General features: G+C 74.2%; 24 protein-coding genes. 3 read left to right on the forward strand and 21 right to left on the reverse strand.

The genetic code is table 11. From position 1 onward, the window contains the following. Positions 1-50 precede the first annotated feature (50 nt). Positions 51-1,874, forward strand: coding sequence for a flavin-containing monooxygenase (locus ACI79G_RS09010; protein WP_456880795.1), 1,824 nt, complete (start codon positions 51-53; stop codon positions 1,872-1,874). A 113-nt stretch (positions 1,875-1,987) separates the two neighbouring features. Here ACI79G_RS09010 and ACI79G_RS09015 read toward each other — a convergent pair whose 3' ends face one another. The 14 genes from ACI79G_RS09015 to ACI79G_RS09080 form a co-directional block, all read right to left on the reverse strand. Then, the gene (locus ACI79G_RS09015; RefSeq protein WP_456880796.1) at positions 1,988-4,816 is read right to left on the reverse strand and encodes a CHAT domain-containing protein; all 2,829 of its coding nucleotides are present in this window, start codon (positions 4,814-4,816) and stop codon (positions 1,988-1,990) included. Then, positions 4,813-5,229, reverse strand: coding sequence for a CU044_2847 family protein (locus tag ACI79G_RS09020; protein ID WP_456880797.1), 417 nt, complete (start codon positions 5,227-5,229; stop codon positions 4,813-4,815). The genes ACI79G_RS09015 and ACI79G_RS09020 overlap by 4 nt, the downstream gene beginning before the upstream one ends. 309 nt (positions 5,230-5,538) lie before the next feature. Beyond that, positions 5,539-6,162 carry a GDSL-type esterase/lipase family protein gene (locus ACI79G_RS09025; protein WP_456880798.1) on the reverse strand — a complete coding sequence of 208 codons (624 nt, stop codon included), beginning with the start codon at positions 6,160-6,162 and terminating at the stop codon, positions 5,539-5,541. 171 nt (positions 6,163-6,333) lie between these two features. Beyond that, a complete protein-coding gene (gene fabG / locus ACI79G_RS09030) occupies positions 6,334-7,104 on the reverse strand; it encodes a 3-oxoacyl-ACP reductase FabG (RefSeq protein WP_456880799.1) in 771 nt (256 codons plus the stop codon). A gap of 127 nt (positions 7,105-7,231) precedes the next feature. Beyond that, entirely contained in the window at positions 7,232-7,651 is a 420-nt protein-coding gene (locus ACI79G_RS09035; protein ID WP_456880800.1) for a DUF350 domain-containing protein, read from the reverse strand. A 99-nt stretch (positions 7,652-7,750) separates the two neighbouring features. Continuing rightward, positions 7,751-8,155: an AAA family ATPase gene (locus ACI79G_RS09040; protein ID WP_456880801.1), complete on the reverse strand. Its 405-nt coding sequence runs from the start codon at positions 8,153-8,155 to the stop codon at positions 7,751-7,753. A 68-nt stretch (positions 8,156-8,223) separates the two neighbouring features. Next, the gene (locus ACI79G_RS09045) at positions 8,224-8,487 is read right to left on the reverse strand and encodes a hypothetical protein (protein WP_091217317.1); all 264 of its coding nucleotides are present in this window, start codon (positions 8,485-8,487) and stop codon (positions 8,224-8,226) included. Positions 8,488-8,575: 88 nt separating this feature from the next. Beyond that, a complete protein-coding gene (locus ACI79G_RS09050; RefSeq protein WP_456880802.1) occupies positions 8,576-9,895 on the reverse strand; it encodes an AI-2E family transporter in 1,320 nt (439 codons plus the stop codon). Between the two features lie 144 nt (positions 9,896-10,039). Further along, on the reverse strand, positions 10,040-10,450 hold the full coding sequence (locus tag ACI79G_RS09055; RefSeq protein ID WP_456880803.1) for an ankyrin repeat domain-containing protein: 411 nt from the start codon (positions 10,448-10,450) through the stop codon (positions 10,040-10,042). 163 nt (positions 10,451-10,613) lie between these two features. Next, a complete protein-coding gene (locus ACI79G_RS09060; RefSeq protein WP_456880804.1) occupies positions 10,614-11,363 on the reverse strand; it encodes a dienelactone hydrolase family protein in 750 nt (249 codons plus the stop codon). Between the two features lie 48 nt (positions 11,364-11,411). Next, positions 11,412-11,957 carry a hypothetical protein gene (locus ACI79G_RS09065; RefSeq protein ID WP_456880805.1) on the reverse strand — a complete coding sequence of 182 codons (546 nt, stop codon included), beginning with the start codon at positions 11,955-11,957 and terminating at the stop codon, positions 11,412-11,414. 56 nt (positions 11,958-12,013) lie between these two features. Further along, positions 12,014-12,187 (reverse strand): hypothetical protein, encoded by a 174-nt coding sequence (locus tag ACI79G_RS09070; protein ID WP_456880806.1) that lies wholly within the window; start codon positions 12,185-12,187, stop codon positions 12,014-12,016. Continuing rightward, the gene (locus ACI79G_RS09075) at positions 12,184-12,771 is read right to left on the reverse strand and encodes a hypothetical protein (RefSeq protein ID WP_456880807.1); all 588 of its coding nucleotides are present in this window, start codon (positions 12,769-12,771) and stop codon (positions 12,184-12,186) included. Before ACI79G_RS09075 ends, ACI79G_RS09070 begins: the two co-directional genes overlap by 4 nt. A 37-nt stretch (positions 12,772-12,808) precedes the next feature. Beyond that, positions 12,809-13,276, reverse strand: coding sequence for a PPOX class F420-dependent oxidoreductase (locus ACI79G_RS09080; RefSeq protein ID WP_456880808.1), 468 nt, complete (start codon positions 13,274-13,276; stop codon positions 12,809-12,811). A gap of 75 nt (positions 13,277-13,351) precedes the next feature. Here ACI79G_RS09080 and ACI79G_RS09085 point away from each other — a divergent pair, with 75 nt between their 5' ends. Beyond that, the gene (locus tag ACI79G_RS09085) at positions 13,352-14,689 is read left to right on the forward strand and encodes an AI-2E family transporter (RefSeq protein WP_456880809.1); all 1,338 of its coding nucleotides are present in this window, start codon (positions 13,352-13,354) and stop codon (positions 14,687-14,689) included. Between the two features lie 81 nt (positions 14,690-14,770). Beyond that, positions 14,771-15,721 carry a proteasome assembly chaperone family protein gene (locus tag ACI79G_RS09090; protein ID WP_456880810.1) on the forward strand — a complete coding sequence of 317 codons (951 nt, stop codon included), beginning with the start codon at positions 14,771-14,773 and terminating at the stop codon, positions 15,719-15,721. A gap of 64 nt (positions 15,722-15,785) precedes the next feature. On the opposite strand, the gene ACI79G_RS09095 is transcribed toward ACI79G_RS09090, so the two are convergent. From ACI79G_RS09095 to ku, 7 genes are all read right to left on the reverse strand, one after another. Beyond that, positions 15,786-17,105, reverse strand: a complete 1,320-nt coding sequence (locus ACI79G_RS09095; protein WP_456880811.1) for an MFS transporter — start codon at positions 17,103-17,105, stop codon at positions 15,786-15,788. Positions 17,106-17,297: 192 nt separating this feature from the next. After that, positions 17,298-18,962, reverse strand: a complete 1,665-nt coding sequence (locus ACI79G_RS09100) for a catalase (protein WP_456880812.1) — start codon at positions 18,960-18,962, stop codon at positions 17,298-17,300. After that, positions 18,959-19,432 carry a Fur family transcriptional regulator gene (locus ACI79G_RS09105; RefSeq protein WP_456880813.1) on the reverse strand — a complete coding sequence of 158 codons (474 nt, stop codon included), beginning with the start codon at positions 19,430-19,432 and terminating at the stop codon, positions 18,959-18,961. Before ACI79G_RS09105 ends, ACI79G_RS09100 begins: the two co-directional genes overlap by 4 nt. Positions 19,433-19,557: 125 nt before the next feature. Continuing rightward, positions 19,558-20,451: a formyltetrahydrofolate deformylase gene (gene purU, locus ACI79G_RS09110; RefSeq protein WP_091217285.1), complete on the reverse strand. Its 894-nt coding sequence runs from the start codon at positions 20,449-20,451 to the stop codon at positions 19,558-19,560. A 181-nt stretch (positions 20,452-20,632) separates the two neighbouring features. Further along, positions 20,633-21,553: a non-homologous end-joining DNA ligase gene (gene ligD / locus ACI79G_RS09115; protein ID WP_456880814.1), complete on the reverse strand. Its 921-nt coding sequence runs from the start codon at positions 21,551-21,553 to the stop codon at positions 20,633-20,635. 25 nt (positions 21,554-21,578) lie between these two features. Then, positions 21,579-22,832 (reverse strand): non-homologous end-joining DNA ligase, encoded by a 1,254-nt coding sequence (gene ligD, locus ACI79G_RS09120; protein WP_456880815.1) that lies wholly within the window; start codon positions 22,830-22,832, stop codon positions 21,579-21,581. A gap of 55 nt (positions 22,833-22,887) precedes the next feature. Continuing rightward, positions 22,888-23,919, reverse strand: a complete 1,032-nt coding sequence (gene ku, locus ACI79G_RS09125; protein ID WP_456880816.1) for a non-homologous end joining protein Ku — start codon at positions 23,917-23,919, stop codon at positions 22,888-22,890. Positions 23,920-23,961: the final 42 nt, after the last annotated feature.

Here is a 23,961-nt window from a genome sequence, read left to right on the forward strand (position 1 = left end):
CGGGTGTCCTGGGTCACCACCGGCCCGTGACCACGCAGGAGGCGCCCTCCATGACCCAGACCGCCGAACGACCCGGCACCACCGGCTCCCCGGCCGAGCGCACCGACGCCTGGCTGGCCGCGTTCGAGGAGGCGCTCACCGCCCGCGACGTCGACCGCGCGGCGGGCATGTTCGCCGCGACGAGCTTCTGGCGCGACCTCATCGCCTTCACCTGGAACATCACCACGGTCGAGGGCACCGACGGCGTCCGCGACCTGCTGGCCGCGACCCTGGACCGCACCGACCCCCGCGGGTTCCGCACCACCGAGGAGCCGACCGAGGCCGACGGGACCACCACGGCCTGGATCGAGTTCGAGACCGCGGTCGGCCGCGGCCGCGGGCTGCTCCGGCTGCAGGAGGGGGGCACCAAGGCGTTCACCCTGCTGACCACGCTCCACGAGCTGAAGGGGCACGAGGAGCCGCTGCGCGAGCGCCGGCCGATGGGCGCCGAGCACGGCGCGAACCGCGAGCGCACGACCTGGCGGGAGCGCCGGGAGCAGGAGGAGGCCGAGCTCGGGTACACCACCCAGCCGTACGTGCTCGTCGTCGGCGGCGGCCAGGGCGGCATCGCCCTCGGCGCCCGGCTGCGGCAGCTCGGCGTCCCGGCCCTGGTGATCGACAAGCACGCCCGCCCCGGTGACCAGTGGCGCAGCCGGTACAAGTCGCTGTGCCTGCACGACCCGGTCTGGTACGACCACCTGCCCTACCTGAAGTTCCCGGACAACTGGCCGGTGTTCTCGCCCAAGGACAAGATCGGCGACTGGCTCGAGTCCTACGTGACGGTCATGGAGGTGCCCTACTGGGGCGGTACCGTCGCGCGCTCGGCGAGCTACGACGAGTCGACCGGTGAGTGGACCGTGGAGGTCGAGCGCGACGGTCAGCCGCTCACCCTGCGCCCGAAGCAGCTGGTGCTGGCCACCGGCATGTCCGGCAAGCCGAACGTCCCCCGGCTGTCCGGCCAGGACGTCTTCCGCGGCGAGCAGCACCACTCCTCGGCCCACCCCGGGCCCGACGAGTACAAGGGCAAGAGGGTCGTCGTCGTCGGCAGCAACAACTCGGCGTTCGACATCTGCGGCGCGCTCTGGGAGATCGGCGCCGACGTGACGATGGTGCAGCGCACCTCGACGCACATCGTGAAGAGCGACAGCCTCATGGAGATCGGCCTCGGCGACCTCTACTCCGAGCGGGCGCTGGCGGCGGGGGTGACCACCGAGAAGGCCGACCTGATCTTCGCCTCCATCCCGTACCGGATCATGCACGAGTTCCAGATCCCGCTGTACGAGCAGATGAAGGAGCGCGACGCCGACTTCTACCGGCGCATGGCGGACGCCGGCTTCTGGCTGGACTGGGGCGACGACGGCTCCGGCCTGTTCATGAAGTACCTGCGCCGCGGCTCGGGCTACTACATCGACGTGGGCGCCGCCGACCTCGTGGCCGACGGTGAGGTGAAGCTGGCGCACGGGCAGGTCGACCACCTCACCGAGGACTCCGTCGTCCTCGAGGACGGCACCGAGCTGCCCGCCGACCTCGTCGTCTACGCCACCGGCTACGGGTCGATGAACGGGTGGGCGGCCGACCTCATCTCCCAGGAGGTCGCCGACAAGGTGGGCAAGGTGTGGGGCCTGGGCTCGGACACCACCAAGGACCCGGGTCCGTGGGAGGGCGAGCAGCGCAACATGTGGAAGCCCACCCAGCAGGAGGCGCTGTGGTTCCACGGCGGCAACCTGCACCAGTCACGGCACTACTCGCTGTACCTGGCGCTGCAGCTCAAGGCCCGGTACGAGGACGTCCCCACCCCGGTCTACCGCCTGCAGGAGGTCCACCACACCTCCTGAGACCCCGTGACGACGGCGGCGCCGTGACCACCCGTTGGACCGGTGGTCACGGCGCCGTGCTCGCGGCCCCGTCCCGGGTCCCCGCTCCCGAGCCGGCGAGGGAGTGAGGACCTTCAGCCGTCGAGGTCGAGCACCCGGACGGTGCCGTCGTTCAGGTTGGTCACGTAGCCGCGCGACCCGTCGGGCAGCACCGCGACCGAGGTCGGGGCGTCGCCGATGGGGATCCTCGCCGTGACCCTCCAGTCGTCGGCCGCGATCACCGAGAGCGTGTCGGCGTCGACGCTGGTGACGTAGGCGAACTGGCCGTCGGGCGCCCAGGTGACGTCCTGAGGCCCCGCCTCGACCGGGATGCTGGTCACGACCGTGTCCGAGTTCGTGTCGATCACCGTGACGGTGTCGGCGTCGTAGTTGACGTTGGCCACCAGCGGCCGTGCCGGGTGCACCGCCATGCGGTGCGGGCCCGCGTCGACCGGCACCTCCCGGAGCACGGTGTCGGTCGTGGTGTCGATGACCGTGACGACGTTGGAGGTGTGGTCGGCGACGTAACCGCGCGTGCCGTCGAGGGTGAACTCGATGGAGTGCGGCAGGGGCGGCACCGGGATCTCGGTCCGGACCTCGTACGTCCCGGCGTCGATGACCACGACGGTGTTCGGACCCTCGACGGGCACGTAGACCCGGTCCCCGTCGCGGGTGACCGCGGGTGCCCACGGCTTTCCGTCCAGGGGGATGGTCTCGATCATCTTCCACGTCCTGGTGTCGAGGACGCCGAAGGCCCCGGCCTCGGTGTCCTCGTCGTACAGGCTGAGGTAGGACGTCCGGCCGTCCGGGGAGAACGCCACGAACTGCGGTGGGCCCACCGGCACGGGGATCTGCCCGGTCACGCGGTCCAGCTCGGTGTCGACGACCGTGATGGTGCGGGCCCCGCGGTTGGCGACGTAGAGCTGCGTCCCGCTCGGCGTGGCCACCGCGTAGCCGGGTGTCTCGCCCACCGGGATGGTGGCGCCGGCCGCGGGGATCGGCATGCTCGCGGCCGGGGGTGGCGGCCCGGCGCTGGTGGTCTCGGCGGGACCCGGGGGTGCCGTGGCGGACGCGGCCGGCTCGGCGCGGTCGTCCGGTCCACCGGGCACGCCCTGCTGCGGCACCAGCAGGACCACCCCGCCGACCAGCCCGACCAGGAGCACGACCGCGGCGAGGACCAGCAGGTGCCTCCGCGACGGCCGGTGAGCCGGCGTCGGCGCGGGCTCCTCCGTCGGCGGTGGGGGCGGCGGAGGCGGGGGCGATGCGGACGGGGGCCCCTGGCCCGGGGCGGCCGGGCCGGTCCCGGCCGGGGGGACGCCGGGCGGAGCGGCCCGGGTCGTCCCGGCCGGCTTGCTCCGCGTGGACCTCCGGGGTGCGGCCGGTGCGGTCCCGGGAGCGCCCCCTCCTCCGGCCGGCCTGCCCTGCGCGCGGGCACGCGGTGCCGCGGTCTTGCGGGGGCGTCCGCGATGCGGGGCCGTGGCCGGCCCAGGACCACGGGGGATCGCGCCGTCCCCGTCGTCGGGCCGGCGCCGCTCCCCCGGTCGCCGCGCGGGTGCGGGCGCCTCCTCGTCGCCGCGGTCCTGCTGCTGCGTGCTGCTCGGCGGGCCCCCGCCTCCGCGAGCAGGCGTGTCGGTGGCAGCGGGGCCGTCGGGCTCCGCTCCCCCTGTGGCGGTGGGAGCCCGCGGGTCGGGCGGCCGCCCGGCGTCCCGCCCCGGGTCCGAGGGGTCGCCGCGGACGGATCCCTGGACGACCTCGGGGGCGACGGCGGCGACCGCGTCCGCGGCCGGCGCGCCCTCGGCGGGATCCGGCGGTCCGGCGACGTCGAAGACGCGCCCGTCGGGCGCGCGCAGGTACAGCACCGGGGTCCCCCACTCGACCTCGTTCGGCTGGAGCCGGATGGCCTTGCGGGCCTCGCCGATCGCCGCATCGAGCGGGTAGCCGTCCGCGACGGCCTCGTAGAACCCGCGGGTGAAGACGATGGCAGCCCGGTCGGAGATCTCGAACTGCATGGCGACCACGGCGGGGATGCCCTGGTGGACCAGGCTCTGCGCGGTCCCCGAGTAGGGGTCGCGCCGGCCGCCACGCGCACCCTCGCACGAGTTGAGCAGGGCCAGCCGCAGGGTGCGGTGGTCATGCAGGAGGGCGCCGAGGTCGGAGCCGCTGATGGGCTGGGCCCGGCCGGTCGGGCCCTCCATGGCCAGCTGCCCGTCCCCGAGCTCGGCGTCGTACCGCCCGTGGCCGATGTAGTGGAAGACGTGGTGCTGACCCCGCCGCAGCTGGCGCTGAAGGTCGGCCATGGTCCCGTTCGGGGCCCGTTCGAGGCGGACCCGTCCGGCGTGCTCCAGGCCCGCGAGGGCCTCCCGCAGCCGCGTCCACTCGGCGTCCACGTCCAGGGGCGGGAAGTCGGTGGGGCTGGCGACCAGCACCAGCACACGCAGCGGCGGCCGGACGGACAGCGGACGGATGCGACCGGGCAGGTCGAGGTAGCGCACCAGCGGCGTCCACGCCGACAGCGCCAGGTACCGACGGGCGTCCCTGTCGTAGAGGTACTCCCAGGGCAGGTCGGCCAGCTCGGGCGAGTCGGTCAGCCGCAGCCGAACGCGCAGCCCGGCGTCCTGGCCCTCCGCCTGGTCGAGGCTCGCCATCAGGGCGCTGTGCACCTGGTCGTGGAAGACGGCGTCGAAGAGCCGGGCACCGAACTCGCGGACCGCGGTGGCCTCCGGCGCCTCCTCGCTGCGGACCGGGTACCGGCGCGGCCGGCCGATGCGCAGCAGGAAGTTCTCCAGTTCGAGGTCGGAGAACGGGATCGTGACGGGCACCGGGCGGGTCTCGCCCACCGGGGAGTTCAGCACCCGCGCGCGGTAGCTGCTCGGCGAGACGGGTTCGAGCAGCACGTCGAAGTCCAGGTAGGTGCGCTCGGTCATCCGGCTGTGCCCTTCGCCGGGTCGTCCCGGCCGGACTCCGCCGGGTCGGGAGCAGACCTGGCAGTCCGACCGGGACGCCAGGTCATCGACACGGTGAAGTTGCCCGTGGAGCTGGCACCGGCCACGAAGGCCCCCACCTCCGCGCTCAGCTCGAGACCGAAGTCGATCGTGATCTCCTCCGGGCGCTCCGCGACCGACCGCAGTCGGCGCACGAGCGCCTGCACGGCCGGCTGGACGTGGCCGACGGCCTCCTCGAAGCTCTGCTGCGCCTGCAGGACCACCCGCTCGTCCCGGTCCCCCCACCCCCGGGTGACCTCACCGTCGCCGTACCCGCCGGCCGCGGTGCCGTCCTCGGCCTGCACCAGCACGGTGCCGCCGTCCTCGAGCGTGAACCGCACGAGCCGCTTCGCCATGACCTACCACCCATCCGCGAGCCGGGACACCGTCGTCCTCGACACGGATGAGCTCCGGAGGAGCGATCGTGATACGCCACTGCGGGACCGGGCCGTGACTCGACGTACACGCGGTTCACACCACGGACGCCGACCTCGGGCACGACCACGAGCGACACGCCTCCCCCTCCGGACCGCATCCGTCCGAAATGACGCGTCAGCGACGCTAGGGAGTGTTCCGGTGACCGTCCAGAGGGATGCGTGCGTGTGGACGGCCGCAGGAGCGGACCCGGTGTCGCAGGCTCCTCCCGGGTCGGGTGCTGCACGCGCTCAGGCTGCGGCGCCGTCCCGGCGGGCGTGCGCGGCGGCGACGACGTGCGGCACCAGCGCCTCGGCGATGTGCGCGTAACCGGCCGACGACGGGTGGAAGCGGTCGGCGGAGAACAGGGCCGGATCGGTGCCGAAGGCCGCGGACACGGCGTCGGAGACAGCGGCGACCATCGCGCCGTTCCCGCGGGCGACGGCGGCCTGCTCGCGCTGCAGCTGCCGCGAGGCGCTCTGCACCAGCAGCCGCAGTGCCGGCGGGACCCACGGCACGGTCGACATGTCCGGCGCCGGGACGACGACCACGTCGGTGTCCGCGGCGCGGAGCCCGGCCAGCGCGCTCGCCAGGGCCGCGGCGGCCTGTGCCGGGGGCACCAGCCGCGCCAGGTCGTTGGCGCCGACCACCACCACGGCGAGGTCGACGTCCAGCGCTGCGGCCCGGCGGACCTGCGCGGCCAGGTCGCGCGACACCGCCCCGGGGACGGCGAGCACGGACAGGTCGATGTCGTAGCCGGCGTCGGTCAGGGCGGCGGCCAGGCGCGGGCCGAGGGCGTCGCCGGGCCCGGCGGCACCGGAACCGTACGCGAGGGAGTCACCGAGGAGAGCGAGTCGGAGGAGCGGGCGGGTCACGGTTCGTACAACACCGGCGCACGCACCGCCATGCCCGCGCCCCGGACGCCGCAGGGCCCGGCCGGGGTGCCCGGCCGGGCCCTGTCGAGGATCTCGTGACGTGCTGGAACGGCCACCCTCCAGGAGCCCTCCGCCTGAGCCTGCGAGGCGTGGGGGAAGGGTGGTCCTCCCTCAGGCCTTCGGGCCGCCGGCGGCGTAGACGACCTGGCCGGAGACGAAGCCCGCGCCCTCGCTGATGAAGAAGGCCGCCAGGTTCGCGATGTCCTCGGGCTGGCCGACGCGCTGCACCGGGATCTCCTTGGCGGCGTAGGCGATGAAGTCCTCGAACGCGACGCCCATCCGGTCCGCGGTGGCCTTGGTCATCTCGGTCTGGATGAAGCCGGGGGCGATGGCGTTGGCGGTGACGCCGAACTTGCCCAGCTCGATCGCCAGGGTCTTGGTGAAGCCCTGCAGACCGGCCTTGGCGGTGGCGTAGTTGGCCTGGCCGCGGTTGCCCAGCGCCGAGGTGCTGGACAGGTTGACGATCCGGCCCCACCTGGCGTCGATCATGTGCTTCTGCACGGCGCGGGTCATCAGGAAGGCACCGCGCAGGTGCACGTTCATGACCGTGTCCCAGTCGGCCTCGGTCATCTTGAACAGCATGTTGTCGCGGATGACGCCGGCGTTGTTGACGAGCACCGTCGGGGCGCCCAGCTCGGCGGCGACGCGGCTGACCGCGGCCTCCACCTGCTCGGCGTCGCTGACGTCGGCGCCGAGCGCCAGCGCACGACCGCCGGCCGCCTCGATGGCCTCCACCGTCTCCTTGCCCGCGGCCTCGTCCAGGTCGAGCACGCCCACGGCGAACCCGTCCTGCGCCAGCCGCTTGGCGACGGCCGCACCGATGCCACGCGCGGCCCCGGTGACGATCGCCACGCGGGCGCCGGTGCTGTTCGACTCGCTCATCTGTTGTCCTCTCCGATCCTGCGCCGTCCGGTGCGCTGGAGCACACGGTACGGATCCGCATGGCCGAGCTACCGGCGGGTAGCCCCGCGTGTCCCGCGGACGGCGGGGACGGCGGCAACCGGCCTGGTCAGGGCCAGATGCTGGCGACGACGATGCCGGCCACGGCGAGCTGGACGGCGGCGAGCACCAGGCTCGCGGGGTGGAAGGCCACCTCGGTCACGTGCTGACCGAGCTTGCCCGGGGTCAGCAGGTCGAGCACCAGGAAGGCGATCCCCTGCAGCACCACGCCGAGCACCCCGAACACGACGGTGTAGAGCAGCGCCGATCCGAACCCGCTCGTCGCGTTGGTCCAGATGGCGCTGAAGATGACCAGTCCCTGGGCGAGGAACCCGGCGGCGAGCACGATGCCGGCGTTGACCGACCGCTCCTCGTGGATGTGCCGGCCGAGGCGACCCGGGGTGAGCAGGTCGAGCACGAGGAAGCCGAGGGTCAGCAGCACGATGCCGACCCCGGTGTAGGCGACGGCGTAACCGATGCTGGCCAGCACGAGGGACCTCCGGGGGACGCGGGACGGGCGGACGCCGGACGTGTCTACCGCACCGGCCTGCCCGGACCCGCCTCGGCGTGTCCCGGCGCGCCCGCGGCCTCAGCGGGTACGGACGACGTCCACCCGGTCGAAGCCCTCCTCCGTGCTGGGCGGGACGAACCGCGCCGCCGTCCCGTACAGGCCGGCCGGCGGCACCCGGGCCCGCCCCTCCCGGGCGTCGTTGCGCGCGGCGCAGAGCGGCACCGGGGTGTCCAGCCAGACCGCGCGGACCCCCACGCCGGCCGCCCGGGCCGCCGCGACCAGCGGCGCGCGGTCCTCGGGCGCGGGGTTGGTGTTGTCGACGACCACGCTGCGGCCCTCGGCGAGCAGCTCGGCGACCACCCGCCGCTGCCGGGCCTCGCGGCGGCGGGCGTTGGGCCAGTGGTCCTTGCTCACGACGGCGTGGGTGGCGGCCAGGTGCTCGCGCACCCAGGTCGACTTCCCGCTGCCCTGGAGCCCCACCACGACCACGAGCTCCTGCCCGGTCCCCGGCACCTGAGAGCTCGCGAGGGGGTGCCGGGACGGGTCCTCCCTCAGGCGGTCTGGCGCAACGGCCGCACGTCGGCGTCGTCGTCCAGCGCCGGCCCCGGCGCCGGGTGCTCGACGAGCGCCAGGACCCGGCCGGCCATGAACCGGGCGGTGCGGACCGGGGTGCCACCCCGGGTGCTCTCGGTGACCTCCACCAGCCCGCGGCCGTGGGTCACGTCCACCCGCCGACCGGCGCGGGTGGCCTCGATCTCGTAGGTGCGGGTGCTCCCGCCGGCGTCGATCACGACCTCGACACGGTCGCCCTTCATCGCGTCCTCCAGACGTCGTGCCGGGCGGGGTGCCCGACATGGTGACAACGTCCTCCAGGGGTCCGACATTCCGAGCTGACCTGGGCTTTCAGTCCTCCGTCGGGCGACGGTGCGGGCGCGGGACGTGCAGCGCGCGGACCGAGGCGAGGGCCGCGCGGCGGGCGTTCGCCCGCTGGCGGGCACGGCTGGTGCGGGGCGCTCGGGGTTCCTCGCGCAGCAGCGCGTCGAGCCAGTGCCCACGGGGGTCGACGTCCACCAGCAGCGCCTTGAGCAGCAGGGTGAGCGGGATGGCCAGCAGCGCGCCCAGCGCGCCGAGCACCCAGCCCCAGAACAGCAGCGCCACGAAGGTGACCGTCATCGACAACCCCACCGAGTCGCCGACGAACCGCGGCTGGATGAGCGTCTGGACGACGAAGTTGAGCAGCGCGTAGACCGCGACGACCGTCCAGAAGCCGGTCCAGCCGCCGTCGAGCAGCGCCAGGATCGCCGGGGGCACCAGACCCAGCACGAACCCGATGTTGGGCACGTAGTTGGTGACGAAGGACAGCAGCCCCCACACCACCGGCAGCGGGATGCCGATGATCGCCAGCGCGATGCCGTCGCCGATGGCCACGATGCCGCCGAACACCGTGCTGACCCACAGGTAGCTGCGGGTGCCGCGCGCGAACAGGCCCAGGGCGATCGGCAGGTGCGGGCGGTCGGCGGCGACGAGCGCCAGCCGCCGGCCGAACCCGCCCGACTCGATGGACAGGAACACCAGCGCCGCCAGCAGCAGGACCAGCGTGGAGGCGGCGTCGGTGGCCCGGGACAGCACACCGGTGGCCACGCCCACCAGCTGGCTGTAGTCGAACCGCGCGACGAGGTCCGACAGCTGGCCGGAGACGATGCCGCGGTCGTTGAGGTCGGCGACCACCGAGGCGATGAGCGCCTCCGCCTCGCCGGCGTAGTTGGGCAGCAACGCCGCGAACTGGGCGATCGAGACCACCAGGAGGGCGACGAAGCCCAGCAGGACGGTCCAGACGAGCAGGAGCAGCACCGTGGCGCTGGCCCACCGCGGCCAGCCGTGCCGCTGCAGGAAGCGCTGCACGGGCGTGAGGGCGATGACCACGACCAGGGCCAGCAGCACCGGGCCGACCAGCCAGGCGATCGAGCGCACTCCGGCGATCGCGATGGTGGCGGTGGCGGCACCGATCAGCAGCACCATCCAGCGCGGCATGCCACCGGTCGGCGGCCCGGGCGCGTCCTCGGGCAGGGGAGCGGCCTCGGTCCCGGTCACCGCGGCGGCGTCTGCCGCGGCCCGGGCCTGGACGGCGGCGCGCTGCACCTCCGCGGCCGCGGCCGGCGGCACGCCGGTGGCCCCGTTGGCCTGTGGGACCTCGGCGCCCGGGACCCCCCGCTGCGTGGTCACCGTCGGTCGCCTCAGCCCGCCGCGCCGGTGGGCGCGCCCGAGGTTCCGGCGCCCGACGGCCCGGGGTGGATCCCCACCATGTGCCCTCCTCCGCGGATCGCCGCGCTGCCCGGGCCGTCACCCTGGCACGCGCGGCCGGCCGGCTCAGGGACGCGCACCGTCGAGCAGCGCCGTCATCGCCGGCAGGTCGAAGAACGCCGCCGTCTCCCGGGCGGTCGGGCCGCCGGCGTCCGGGTCGGCACCGGCCGCGAGCAGGGTGCGCACGGTCTCCTCGGACTGCTTGAAGACCGCCGCGGCCAGCGCCGTCTGACCCCGGTCGTTCACCCGGCCGGCGTCGGCACCGCGCTCGAGCAGCGCGGCGACCGTGTCCGGGTGGCCGTGGTAGGCGGCCAGGATGAGCAGCGTGTCGCCCTTGTCGTTGGTCAGGTTCACCGGCACCCCGGCGTCGACGTAGGCGGTCAGCTCCTCGGTGGCCCCGCCGCGCGCCAGGTCGAAGACCCGCGCCGCCAGCTCGATGACCCCGGGGTCGATCCCGCCGCTGGGCTGCTCACTCATCGGTCCTCCTCGCCGGCGCCCGTCCGCCCGATGCGTGGCACTGCTGGACTCCTGCCCGACCTCGCACGCCCGGTCGCGCTGTCGAGGGTAGGAGGTCGACCCGTCGTCGGGGACGCCGCGGCGTCCAGCACCCGTCGGCACCGGCCGGCCCCCGGTCGGTTCCTCAGCCGGCGGCCACCCGGTCGGTGAGCGCCAGCACCCGGCGCCAGACGTCGTCACAGGCCTCCGCCCAGTCGCCGTACGCGCGGTCGAAGAAGGAGTGCGGCGCCCCGTCGTAGACGGCGGTCTCCACCTCCGCGCCACCGGCCCGCAGCCGCTCGGCCAGGGCCAGCTGGTCCTCGACCGGGGTGGCGGCGTCGGCGCCGGCGATGACCATCAGCGTCGGGCGGACGGCAGGCGCGTCGCCGGTCAGCTCCGGCTTGCCGTAGAAGCCGGCGCAGCCGGCCAGGTCCACGTCGGCGTTCCCGGCCAGCCGCCAGGAGTGGCTGCCGCCGAAGCAGAAGCCGACGGTGACGACCGGGAGATCCGCGCGGGTGCGCCCGCGCAGGTAGGCGATCGCCGCGGTGACGTCGGCGTCCACGCCGGCCGCGGTGACCTGCGGGAGGTGCGTCTGCCAGTCGAAGTCCTGCCCACGGGTGCCGGTCCCGGGCAGCCCCGCCGTCCGCCCGAACCAGTCGACGGCCAGCGCCGGCAGACCGGCTTCCGCGAAGCGCTCGGCCAGCGCCACGTAGTACGGGTGCAGCCCGCGGATGTCGGGCAGCAGGACGACGCCGACCCGAGCCGCCCCGGCCGGCGCGGCGTACGCGGCGGCGACCTCGGTGCCGTCGGTCGAGGTGAGGGTCAGCGTGCCGCGCTCGGCGACGTCACCGCTCCTCGGTGGAGCGGGCGGCCGGCTGTCGGTGTCGTGGCACATGTCCCGGTTCTACCCGGGCGGAGAGCGGGCTGCCCGGTGGTCGACCGCTCAGGTGTCGGCCGCGGCGTCGGCCGGGCCTGGGTGCCCGCCGAAGACGCCGGCGGCCACCTCGCGGCGGACGTCGGCCAGCCAGTGGTGCTGCTTGTCGGCCTGCGCGATGAGCCGCTCGAACAGGGCCTCGTCGATGCGCGGTTCGGCCTCCGCGGCGGCGCGCAGGGTCTCGAAGCCGGCCCGCTTGGCCAGCACCGCGGTGGCGATGAACTCGAACTCCACGAGGTCCGACAGCGGCGAGCGGGTCAGCAGGTGACCGTTGAACTTGACCCGCGAGACCTTCTCACCGAGCCAGACGGCGGCCTGCTTGTACTGCCGCACCGGCAGGCCGAGGGCGCGCATCTGGCCCTCCAGCGACGACCGCTCCTCGCGCAGCTCGTCGAGCAGCTCCTCGAGCCGCGACTCGTAGGGGGTGCCGCGCCAGCGGCCGAGCATGCGGCTGACCAGCTCGATGCCGCCGGTGGCCGAGGCCAGGTGGTCGTTGGTGTAGACGCCGAGCAGGTCGGCGTTGCGGATCCCGCCTGGCGTGGTCGACTCGGTCACGGGTGCTCCCGGGGATCGGACGGCAGAGTGCCGGACCATTCTCGCCGTCCCGGTGATCACCGCGCGCGGCGGAGGCCGGTGAGCTGCGCAGCAGCACCGCGACGCCGCGCCCACAGCACGCCGGCCAGGGTGCCGGTGGTGAACCGCTGGGCGGCGGCCGGCGCCTCGAGCTCGGCGGAGCGGCCCGACCTCGCCGCCCGCGAGGACGACCGCGGGCCCTGGGCGCTCACCCGGCCGCCCGGGTGAGCAGCCGCGCGGCGGTGGGCCGCAGCTCGCGCTCGAGCTCCCACAGGCCGGCGGCCAGGCGCTGGCCCACCGCCTGGCGGGAGATGCCCAGCGACGCGGCGGCGCCGGCCTGGGTGCGCCCTGCGCCGACCAGGTCGATGGCCTCCCAGGCCTGGGTGCTGCGCCGCTGGACGACGACCGCCAGCGCGCTCAGCACGGCCTGCGCGTCACCGGCGTCGGCCGGGACGGCGCCGCGCACGGCCAGCCGGACGCTGCGCTGCTCGGCCGCGTCGACCGCCCGGCGGGCGCACAGGTACGCGGGCCCGGCGCCGGCGCGGGTGCTGTCGGGCAGCGGGGTCTGCACCGGGCCGGCCCCCACGCCGATGCTCCAGCCACCCTCGCGGACCAGCCGGAGGACGACGTCGACGACGACCGCGGGGTCGGTCAGCACCCCCTGGAACTCGTCGCCCGCCGTCCGCTCGAAGGGCAGCACCGTCGGGACGCCGTCCGCCAGCCGCCGCAGGACGCCGGTGACCCGGTCGGGACCCCCGCGGCTGGCCTGCTGGTCCACGGTCAGCACGTACGGCACCCCGCAAGTCTGGCGCTCTCCCGACTCGGAGCAAGCCTCAGAGCTTGTCGACGACCTCCGGCGGGAAGCCGCCCGTGGCGATCGGCCCCCAGCGCTCGATGGTCACGCGCAGCAGCGACTTGCCCTGCCGGGTCATCGCCGCCCGGTACTCGTCCCAGTCCGGGTGCTCGCCGCTGATCGCGCGGTAGTAGTCGACCAGCGGCTCGAGCGCCTCGGGCAGGTCGAGCACCTCGGCGCGGCCGTCGACCTGCACCCAGGGGCCGTCGAAGTCGTCGGAGAGCACGCAGAGCGAGACGGCGGGGTCGCGCCGGGCGTTGACCGTCTTGGCCCGCTGCGGGTAGGTCGAGACCACGACCCGCCCCTCCTGGTCGAGGCCGCAGGACACCGGGGACAGCTGCACGCCCCCTCCGCTGCGCCGGGTGACCAGCACCGCCTTGTGGCGGGGCCGGAGGAACTCCTCGAGGGCGGCACGGTCGACGCGGTCGGCGGTCGCGGTTCTCGGCATGGCCCGGACGTTACGACGGCCACGTCATGATCGTCCCGCCGCTCCCCGGGGTAGTGGGCTGCTGTGATCGACCGCATGAGGTCCCGACTGTCCGGCCGCCCGGACGCGGCGTCCGCCCCCGGCGCCGGCGACGACGCCACGGCCACCGCGCGGACGCCCAGCTTCGCCTCGGTGCACTCCGCCGCGGTCACCGCGAGCCCCGCCCCGAGCAGCGAGCGGGGACCCCGGCTGCAGAAGGGCGTCCGGGCCCTCGCCATCGCCTCGGCGCAGCTGCTGCTCATCGCCGCCGCGCTGGTGGTGGTCGGCTGGGTGCTGGGGAAGCTCTGGCCGATCCTGCTGCCGGTCATCCTCGGACTGCTGTTCGCCACCGTGCTCTGGCCGCCGACCCGGGTGCTGCGCCGGCTGCGCTTCCCGCCTGCGCTGGCCGCCCTGGTGGTGCTGCTGGGCTTCTTCGCCGTGGTCGCCGGGTTGTTCTCCTGGATCGTCCCGCAGGTCGCCGACCAGACCGGCGAGCTGGCCGACGCCGCCACCGCCGGGCTGCAGGACGTGCAGCAGTGGGTGACGGGTCCGCCGCTGAACCTCGGCGAGGACCAGATCGGCCAGGCCGTCGACCAGGTCATCGACTCCATCCAGGGCAACGCCCAGAACATCGCCGGCTACGCGTTGACCGGCGTCTCCGCGGTCGGCAACGGCCTGCTCAACCTCGTCCTGGCCCTGGTCCTGGCGTTCTTCTTCATCAAGGACGGCCCGCGCTGGCTGCCGTGGCTCGCCGCGCAGACCGGCCCCAAGGTGGCCCCGCACGTGGCGGCGCTGTCGTACAAGACCTGGAGCACCCTGTCGGAGTTCATCCGGCAGCAGGCCCTGGTCGGCTTCGTGGACGCCTTCTTCATCGGCCTGGGCCTGTGGATCCTCGACGTCCCGCTGGTGCTGCCCCTCGCCGTCCTGACCTTCCTCGCGGCGTTCATCCCGATCATCGGTGCCTTCGTCGCCGGCGCCTTCGCCGTGCTCATCGCCCTGGTGAGCAACGGCTGGCAGACCGCCCTCATCGTGCTGGTCATCGTGCTGGTGGTGCAGCAGCTCGAGGGCAACGTGCTGCAGCCGATCCTGCAGGGCCGCGGGCTCAACCTGCACGCGGCCGTGGTGATCCTGGCGGTCACCGCCGGCGGCAGCCTGTACGGCATCCTCGGCACGTTCCTCGGCGTCCCCGTGGCCGCGCTCATCGCCGTCGTCTACCGCTACGTCCGCGACGAGCTCGACGGCCGGACGCCGGAGGTCGCCGACGACGGCACCCGGGTGCAGGTCACCGGCGACGAGACGGGGGCCACGGTCGTCCGGGAGCGCGTCACGACCCCCGGGCAGGGCGCGGCGGATCCCCCCGCCGGCGAGGAGCCCCCGGCCCGGCCGCCGGCCTGACCCCTCCGGGGGACCCCCGGGAATGCGGCCGGCACGGGGAGAGCTGTAGGTCGCAGACCCGTATCGCGAGGAGGCACCGCCGTGGCGCAGCGACCGGAGGAGCTCGTCGAGCTGCTCCCCGAGGCCGAGCCGTTCCTGGCGCGCGAGGCCGCGGTCACCGAGGCCGGCGCGCGCCGCGGGCTGGTGCTCGTGCACGACCTCGCCGGCGAGTTCGACGCGGCCTCGGCCGGCGCGCTGGCCGGTGCGCACCTGCTCGGCGCGCTGCCGCACGAGGTCATCGCCCGGTTCGACGTCGACAGCCTGGTCGACTACCGGGCCCACCGGCCGCGGGTCACCTTCCACGGCGACCGCTACGAGTCCTTCGCCGCGCCGGAGCTGCTCCTCTACGCCCTGGAGGACGACTCCGGCGAGCCGTTCCTGCTGCTGCACGGCGCGGAGCCCGACTTCGCCTGGGAGCGGTTCGTGGCCGCGGTCGGCGTCCTGGTCGAGCGGCTCGGCGTCACCTCGGTGGTGGCCCTGCAGGCGATCCCGATGCCGGTGCCGCACACCCGGCCGGTCACCGTCACCGCGCACGCGACGCGGCGCTCGCTCATCGCCGAGTACCCGGTGTACTGGGGCGAGGTGCGGATCCCCGGCAGCGTCGCCGCGCTGCTGGAGCTGCGGATGGGCGAGGCCGGCGTCGACGCCTACGGGGTGGCCGCGCACGTGCCGCACTACCTGGCGCAGGCGACCTTCCCCGCGGCGTCGCTGACGCTGCTCGAGCACCTGTCCCGGCTGACCGGGCTGCACCTGCCCACCGAGGCGCTGCGAGAGGCCGCCGAGGCGCACCGCACCGAGGTCGACGAGCAGATCGCCCGCTCGCCGGAGAACACCGCCGTCGTCGCCGCGCTGGAGCAGCAGTTCGACCGCTTCACCGCCGCCCGCGAGGGCAGTGACCTGCTCAGCGAGATCGGCGAGGTGCCCAGCGGCGAGGAGATCGGCGCGGAGCTCGAGCGGTTCCTCGCCGAGCAGGAGCGCCGCCGGGGCGACTGACGAAGGACCCCCTGCCCTCCCACGGCTCGCTCGCCCGCCGCGGGCCCCTGCAGGGGGCCGGTGATCAGGCCGCCTGCCTCGTCCGGGCCGTGGCGAGCGCGAGGGCGCCCAGCACGCCGACGACGGCGAACACGTAGAAGCCCCACGGGAACGCGACACCGGCCGTGACCAGGGCGCCGGTGACGACCGGGCCCACGATGGCGCCGATCCGCCCGGCGCCCGCCGACCAGCCCAGCGCGGTGGCGCGCACCTGCGGCGGGTGGTTGGCGCTGACGAAGGCGTAGACCAGCACCTGGGCGCTGAAGACGAAGCACCCGGTGAGGAAGCACATCAGGTACAGCCCGGCGGTGGGCAGCCGCACCGACAGCAGCGCCAGGAAGAGCGCGCCGGAGGCGAACCACGCCACGCCGGCGGTGCGCGCGCCGACGCGGTCGGCGACCGTGCCCGCGACCAGCAGCCCGACGATCGCGCCGACGTTGAGCACCAGCAGGAACGCCAGGGAGTCGCCGAGCTCGTAGCCGGCCTCGCGCATGATCGTCGGCAGCCAGTTGTTCAGGCCGTAGACCAGCAGCAGGCCCATGAACGAGGTCACGCCGATCGCCACGGTGTTGCGCAGCCGGCCGGCCGTGAACAGCGAGCGCACCGTGGCAGCGGCTCCGGCGGCGCTCCCCTCCCCCGCGCGCGGGGCGGCGTCCGCGGGTGGGGGCTCGAGCGCCGGCCCGTACCGGCGGGCCACCTCCTCGGCCTCGGCGCGCCGGCCGTGCGTGAGCAGGTAGGCGGCCGACTCGGGCAGCCGGCGCACCATCAGCGGGACCAGGACGAGCGCCGGCAGCGCGCCGAGGACGAACATCCAGCGCCAGCCGATGGAGTCGACCACGACGATGGCGAGCGCCGCGGTGGCGACCGCGCCCACGTGGTAGCCGGTCATGATCGTGGTGGTGGCCCGGCCGCTGCGCCCGGCGCGGGTGAACTCGTTGACCATCGCGATCGCCGTGGGCAGGCAGCCGCCGAGGCCGATGCCGGCGAGGAAGCGCAGCAGGCCGAAGACCGCGGCGTTGGGCGCGAGGGCGCAGAGCAGCGTGAGCAGCGAGAACGACGCCACGGCGCCGATGAGCGCCTTGCGGCGGCCGATCAGGTCGGTGAGCGTGCCGATGGTCAGGGCGCCGACCATCATGCCGACCAGCCCGATGGTGATGACCGCCGTCGCGCCCCTGCCGGAGAGCGCCCACTCCTCCGGCGTCCGGAGCGTGGGGATGACCGTGCCGACGACGACGAGGTCGAAGCCGTCGAGCAGGACGGCGACCCAGCACAGCGGGGCGACCCAGCCGGCCGCGCGGGCGCTCGAGCTGGTCGTACCCGGCGGGGAGGCGGGTGAGGTGCTCACGCGGGAACCGTAGGGCTGGTCGTGCCGAGTGGGCCCGGAGGGGTCCGCGCAGGCGCGACGCAGCAGCTCCGCCCGACGGCCGGGAGGGGGCACGTGGAGGCCGGGTCGTCCGGAGGACGACGGGGCGCACAGCACGGCGGGCCGCGACCGGGAGGTCCCGGTCACGGCCCGCCGCGGGTGCTGGTGCCGGTGTCAGCCGGCGACGACGACGTGCTCGTTGGGCACGCAGTGCGTCATCTGGTGGCCGGTGACGTCACGCGGACCGTTCTTGCCGAGGTTGGCGGCGCGCTGCTGCTCCTCCTCGGAGAGGGTCTGCGTCTGCAGCGGGGGCAGGCCACGGACGTCGTCCGCGGTGATGCCCAGGCCGTCACCGACGCGCTGGCCCAGCTCGTCCTCGCACATGAAGAAGTGCCAGACCATCCGCTCCTGGATCTCGCGGCGGCACTGCGAGAGGGCGTCGACCAGGTTCGCCACCAGGTCGTCCTTCTCCCACTGCTCCGACAGCAGGTAGCGCTCGCCGGCCTGCGCGTAGTCGTTGGTCCGCGGGATCCGCTTGCGGGTGAGCCGGCCGGTGATGACCGGGCCCTGCTCGTCGTGGGTCGGGTACTGCGCCTCCCGCAGGCCGCCCAGGATCGACGGCTCGTAGTTCACGCTCGGGTTGGTGCCCTCGGCCCGGTCCACGCCGTAGGCCATCTGGCCGTCGCGCTGGTTGGTGGCCACCCGCGCCTTCGGCTGGTTCACCGGCAGCTGCAGGTAGTTCGGGCCGACCCGGTAGCGCTGGGTGTCGGAGTAGGAGAACGTCCGGCCGACCAGCATCTTGTCGTCGGAGAAGTCCAGCCCGTCCACCAGCACACCGGTGCCGAACGCGATCTGCTCGTTCTGCGTGAAGTTGTCCTCGGGCATCCGGTTCAGGGTCATCGTCCCGACCTTGCGGAGCGGGAAGACCTCCTCCGGCCAGACCTTGGTGTCGTCGAGCGGGTCGAAGTCCAGCTCCGGGTGCTCGTCGTCGCTCATGATCTGCACGTGCAGGTCCCACGACGGGAAGTCGCCGGCGGCGATGGCGTCGTGCAGGTCCTTGGTGTGGGTGCCGAGGCTCTTCGCCTGGGCGGCGGCCGCGTCGGCGGCGGTCCAGGACTTCACACCCTGCTTGGGCAGCCAGTGGTACTTGACCAGGACGGTCTCACCCTGGGCGTTGACCCACTTGTAGGTGTTCACGCCGAAGCCCTGCATGAACCGGTAGCTGGCCGGCGTGCCACGGGGGCTGAAGACCAGCGACACCATGTGCATGGCCTCGGGGGTCTGGCTGAAGAAGTCGAACGCGCGCTCGGCGACGCTGGCCTCGAAGGTGACCGGGTCCGGCTTCTGCGAGTGGATGAAGTCGGGGAACTTGATGGCGTCCCGGATGAAGAAGACACCCAGGTTGTTGCCGACGAGGTCCCAGTTGCCGTCCTCGGTGTAGAACTTCACGGCGAACCCGCGCGGGTCGCGCGCGGACTCCGAGGAGTCGCGGCCACCGGCGACGGTCGAGAACCGCAGGGCGACGTCGGTGCGCTTGCCCTTCTCCTGGAACAGCTTGGCGCGGGTGTACGTGCTGATCGGTTCGTCGCCGACCGTGCCGTCGGCCTCGAAGTAGCCAAAGGCCGTCACGCCGCGGGCGTGCACCACGCGCTCCGGGATGCGCTCCCGGTCGAAGTGGCTGATCTTCTCGAGGAACTGGTAGTTCTCCAGGGTCGCCGGGCCACGAGCGCCCACCGTCCGCTGGTTCTGGTTGTCGTAGACCGGGTGACCCTGACGGTTGGTCAGGACCGGACGGTCGGCCTCGCTCGGCGCAGGGCCCTGCGATGCGACGTCGGTCATTCGTGTACTCCTCCTCGATCGTGGTGCTCGGGGACCTTCGTTGTCTCCGACGGGTTCCCTACCCGGCAGTCCCGGCAGAGACCCCAGAAGACGACCTCCGCCTCATCCACGACGAAACCCGCCGTGTCCGAGGGCGTCAGGCACGGAGCCGCCCCCACGGTGCAGTCGACGTCGGCGACCGCACCGCACGAGCGGCAGACCAGGTGGTGGTGGTTGTCACCGACGCGCAGCTCGAACAGCGCGGGCGCGCCGGCCGGCTCGATCCGGCGGGCCAGGCCGCCGGTCACGAGCGCCTGCAGCACCCCGTAGACCGCCTGCGGCGACAACGTCGGGTGCACCTCGCGGGCGGCGGTGACGATGGTGTCGACGTCCGCGTGCGGACGCTCGGCGAGCACCTGCAGCACCGACAGACGGGGCCGCGTGACGCGCAGCCCCACCGCGCGGAGCTGCTCCTGCCAGGTCGTCTCCATCACGACCCACCCAACACGGTTTTCTTTAACGAGTCAAATCAGGGACCGCCGAGGCGCGGGTGACGCCCGGCCCCGTCCCAGGTCCCGCCCCGAGCGCGCGCAGGGTAGGGAGGACGGGGTCCTCCCTAGGCGAAGACGATCGTCTTCTCGCCGTCCACGATGACCCGGTCCTCCACGTGCCAGGTGACCGCCTGGGCCAGCACCTGGCGCTCGACGTACCGGCCGATCCGGCGCATGTCCTCGACCGTCGCGCGGTGGTCCACCCGGGCGACCTCCTGCTCGATGATCGGTCCGGCGTCGAGCTCGGGCGTCACGTAGTGCGCGGTGGCCCCGATCAGCTTCACGCCGCGGTCGTGCGCCGCCCGGTACGGGTTCGCCCCGACGAAGGCCGGCAGGAAGCTGTGGTGGATGTTGATCAGCCGCTCCGGGAACCGGCTGCAGAAGTCCGCCGAGACGATCTGCATGTAGCGGGCGAGCACCACCAGGTCGACGTCCCCGATGAGCTCCAGCGCCCGCGCCTCGGCCTCCGCCTTCGTCTCCGGCGTCACCGGCACGTGGTGGAACGGGACGCCGGCCGCCCGGGCGACCGGCTCGAGGTCGGGGTGGTTGGAGACGACGGCGGCGATCTCGGCGCGCAGGTCGCCGGCGCGCACCCGGTAGAGCAGCTCCTGCAGCACGTGGTCGGTCCGGGAGACGAAGACCGCCAGGCGTGGGCGGTGCGCCGCCTCGGTCAGCCGCCAGGTGAACTGCCACGTCTGCGCGAGCAGCCCCAGGGCTGCCTCGAGCTGCTGGCGCCGGCCGGCCAGGTCGGCCAGGAAGAACTCCAGGCGCAGCGTGAAGGTGCCGCCCACCGGGTCCGACGAGTGCTGCTGCGAGTCGATGATGTTCGCCCCGGCGTCGGCCATCAGCCCGCTCAGGACGGCGACGATCCCCGGCCGGTCGGGGCAGCGGACGAGGAGGCGCCCCACGTCGGCCAGCCGGTCGTCGCGCGGGCCGGGCGAGGGCAGTTCAGCGGACACGGGTAGCGAGGATGCCAGGCCCGCGCCCGGCCCCTGCGGGACCTCACCTCAGGGGGCGCAGGAGACGATCATGGACCTGCGGTGGCGACGCATCCGGGCCGCGCGGCGTGTCCCCACCCCCGCATCATGATCATCGCGGCGGCACCATCACGGCGGCACCATCGCGGCTCCCCACGGCGCTTCATGCCGGCGGCAGGGCGGCGCGCCGGGCCCCGGCGATGTCGAAGAGGTCGCCGTAGTCCTCGACGCGGGCCAGCACGTCCTCGGTGCGGAAGCGCAGCGAGCCGGGGTCGGCGCCGTCCAGCACCGCCTCGACCTCGTCCCAGCCGATCGGCGTGGACACCGGGGCGTCGGGCCGGGCGCGCAGCGAGTACGGGGCGACCGTCGTCTTGGCCGGGTTGTTCTGGCTCCAGTCGACGAGCACCTTGCCCGGCCGCAGCACCTTCTCCATCCGCCACACCACGCGGTCCGGCGTCTCGGCGGAGAGCTCCTGGGCCAGCGCCTTGGCGTACCGGCTGGGGTGCTCGCGGTCGCGCACCCGGATCGGCGCGTACACCTGCACGCCCTTGGAGCCCGACGTCTTGACCACCGGGTCCAGGCCGTCGTCGACCAGCCGCTGGCGCAGCCGGTCGGCGACCTCGCAGCACTCCAGGATCCCGGCGTCCGGGCCCGGGTCGAGGTCGAGGACGAGCAGGTCCGGCAGCGTCGGCTGCCGCCGGCTGCCCACCTGCCACTGCGGCACGTGCAGCTCCAGCGCCGCCAGGTTGGCCGCCCACGCGAGGTCGGCGACGGTCTCCAGGACGACCATGTCGAGGGTCTCCCGGCCGCGGGAGCTGCCGGGGCTGGGGAGGGTCACCTTCCGCACCCAGTCCGGCGCGTGCCGGGCGCTGTTCTTCTCGAAGAACGCCTGCCCCTCCACGCCGTCGGGCCAGCGGGTGAAGGTCACCGGCCGCCCGGACAGGTGCGGCAGCAGGACCGGCGCGATCCGCACGTAGTAGTCGATGACCTGGGCCTTGGTGAAGGACACCTCCGGGAAGAGGACCTTCTCCAGGTTGGACACGTGCAGCTGCCGCCCGTCGACGCGCACCAGCTGCCGGCTCACGGACACCCTAGTACCCGCACCCGGCTCACCACTCCTCGACCACGTCCTCGGGCACCAGGTCGTCGCGCAGCCCGCGCCACGACGGGTGGCGCATCCGGCCGTCGGCGGTCCACGCGGCGAAGGCCACCTCACCGACCAGCTCCGGCGCCACCCAGTGCGCGTCGCGGGTGACCTCGCGCGGCAGCGCGTCGGCGAACGGTGGCGCGTCGGCCGGGGTGAACAGCGGCTGGAGCTCCTCCAGGGCAGCTGCCGTGAAGCCGGTCCCGACGTGCCCGGCGTAGACCAGCCGCCCGGCGTCGTCGTGCACGCCCACCAGCAGCGAGCCCACTCCCCCGGCCCGGCGGCCCTGCCCGGGCCGCCACCCGCCGACGACGACCGCCTGGGTCCGGACGTTCTTCACCTTGCGCCAGTCCGGCCCGCGCAGCCCCGGGCGGTAGGGCGAGTCCAGCCGCTTGGCGACGATCCCCTCGAGGCCGTTGTCCCGGCTGGCGGCCAGCACCGCGGCTCCTCCACCGCGGAACCACGGCGTGGGCACCCACCGCCCACCGGCGACCCCGAGGGTCTCCAGCCGCTCCCGGCGCTGCGCGTACGGCAGCGCGAGCAGGCTCTCGCCGTCCCACTCCAGCAGGTCGAAGACCAGGTAGGTGACCGGCGCGGCGGCGGCCATCCGGCGCACCTCCGGGCCGGTGCGGTGCATCCGCCCCTGCAGCGCGCCGAAGTCCGGCCGCCCGCGGGCGTCGAGGGCCACCACCTCACCGTCGACGATCGCGTCGTGCCCGCTCAGCGCGTCGGGCAGTCGGCTCAGTTCGGGATAACGGATGGTGACGTCGATGCCGCTGCGTGCCCAGAGGCCCAGTGTCCCGGCCTCGACGACGGAGATCGCCCGGACACCGTCCCACTTGAACTCGTAGCCCCACGCGTCGTCCTGCCCCGGCGGTGGCAGCTCACCCGGGGTCGCGAGCATCGGGACCAGCGGCGCGCCCTCCACCGGGGCGTCGAGGGCGCGGACCCACCAGCCGCCGTCGCACTCGCGGAAGACCACGTGCCGGCCGCGCAGCCGCCGTCCGGCGAGGGCGACGACGACGCGGTCCTCGCGCCACTCCTCGACCGCGCAGCGGCCGGAGTCCCACGGACGCAGCCCGGGGACGGTGCCGTCGGTCGTGGGGACGGCGGGCAGGGCGGGCCCGCGCCCGGTGGGCGGTCCCTCCGGCAGCGCCCAGCACCACGGGACGCCGTCCCGCTCAAGCCGCAGCACGAGGCCGGCCGCGCCCTCGGACACGGCGAACGGGTCCCCGGCCGGCGGCGTCCGCCGGGCACTCCCCCGGGCAGGCACCTCAGGCGCTGCGGCGGGCCCGCTTGGCCGGCGCCTTCTCGGCGGTGGCCTCCCCGGCCGGGGTCGCCTTCGTCGCGGCGGCGGTCGTCTTCTTCGCCGCGGTCGCCTTCGTCGCCGCGGTCGCCTTCGTCGCCGTGGTCGTCTTCCGGGCCGCCGTGCGCCGGGCCGGGGCCCCCTCGTCGGCCCGGGGTGCCGCCTTCCTGGCGGCGGTGGCCTTCTTGGCCGGCGCCCTGCGGGCGGGGGCCTCCTCGGCGGGCGCGCCGCCCCGCGCGGCCTCCACGCTGCGGCGCAGTGCGCTCATCAGGTCGACGACGGCGGCGCCGGAGTCGGCGGTCTCGGGCAGCGGCTGCACCTCGCCGCCGCTCTGCTTGGCCTCCAGCAGCTCGGCCATCGCCTCGCGGTAGTCGTCGGTGAACTCGGTCGGGTCGAACTCCCCCGTCATGGACCCGATCAGCGCCTCGGCCATCTGCAGCTCCTGCGGCCGGACGGCGACGTCCTCGTCGAGGAACGCGAAGTCGGGACGGCGGATCTCGTCGGGCCAGCGCATGGTGTGCAGCACCATCACGCCGTCCTTCACGCGCAGCGCCGCGAGCGACTCCCGCGAGCGGATGGCGATCTTGGTGATGGCGACCCGGCCGGCGTTCTCCAGGGCGTCGCGCAGCAGCACGTACGGGCGGGTCGCCGAGGGGTCGGGTTCCAGGTAGTACGTCTTCTCGTACTGGATCGGGTCGATCTCCTCCTGGTCGACGAACTGCAGGACCTCGATCTCCCGCCGGCTGGCCAGCGGCAGCTCCTCGAAGTCCTCGTCGGTCAGCACCACCAGCTGGCCGTCGGGCAGCTCGTAGCCCTTGGCGATCTCGGAGTACTCGACCTCCTCGCCGTCGATCGAGCACACCCGCCGGTACTTGATGCGCCCGCCGTCGACGGCGTGCACCTGGTTGAACCGGATGTCGTGGTCCTCGGTGGCCGTGTACAGCTTCACGCCGATGCTGACCAGGCCGAACGACACCGCCCCGCGCCAGATCGACCGCATGCCGTGCTCCTGTCGAGAGATCGGGTCCGCGACCGCAGGCGG

Source organism: Geodermatophilus sp. SYSU D00779 (genome assembly GCF_054050595.1).

Excerpts from the sequence above, each read along its gene's own strand:
- ACI79G_RS09010 (WP_456880795.1), top strand. The coding sequence starts at position 51 with ATGACCCAGACCGCCGAACGACCCGGCACCACCGGCTCCCCGGCCGAG.
- ACI79G_RS09015 (WP_456880796.1), bottom strand. The coding sequence starts at position 4,816 with ATGACCGAGCGCACCTACCTGGACTTCGACGTGCTGCTCGAACCCGTC.
- ACI79G_RS09020 (WP_456880797.1), bottom strand. The coding sequence starts at position 5,229 with ATGGCGAAGCGGCTCGTGCGGTTCACGCTCGAGGACGGCGGCACCGTG.
- fabG (WP_456880799.1), bottom strand. The coding sequence starts at position 7,104 with ATGAGCGAGTCGAACAGCACCGGCGCCCGCGTGGCGATCGTCACCGGG.
- ACI79G_RS09045 (WP_091217317.1), bottom strand. The coding sequence starts at position 8,487 with ATGAAGGGCGACCGTGTCGAGGTCGTGATCGACGCCGGCGGGAGCACC.
- ACI79G_RS09055 (WP_456880803.1), bottom strand. The coding sequence starts at position 10,450 with ATGAGTGAGCAGCCCAGCGGCGGGATCGACCCCGGGGTCATCGAGCTG.
- ACI79G_RS09060 (WP_456880804.1), bottom strand. The coding sequence starts at position 11,363 with ATGTGCCACGACACCGACAGCCGGCCGCCCGCTCCACCGAGGAGCGGT.
- ACI79G_RS09080 (WP_456880808.1), bottom strand. The coding sequence starts at position 13,276 with ATGCCGAGAACCGCGACCGCCGACCGCGTCGACCGTGCCGCCCTCGAG.
- ACI79G_RS09085 (WP_456880809.1), top strand. The coding sequence starts at position 13,352 with ATGAGGTCCCGACTGTCCGGCCGCCCGGACGCGGCGTCCGCCCCCGGC.
- ACI79G_RS09100 (WP_456880812.1), bottom strand. The coding sequence starts at position 18,962 with ATGACCGACGTCGCATCGCAGGGCCCTGCGCCGAGCGAGGCCGACCGT.
- ACI79G_RS09105 (WP_456880813.1), bottom strand. The coding sequence starts at position 19,432 with ATGGAGACGACCTGGCAGGAGCAGCTCCGCGCGGTGGGGCTGCGCGTC.
- ku (WP_456880816.1), bottom strand. The coding sequence starts at position 23,919 with ATGCGGTCGATCTGGCGCGGGGCGGTGTCGTTCGGCCTGGTCAGCATC.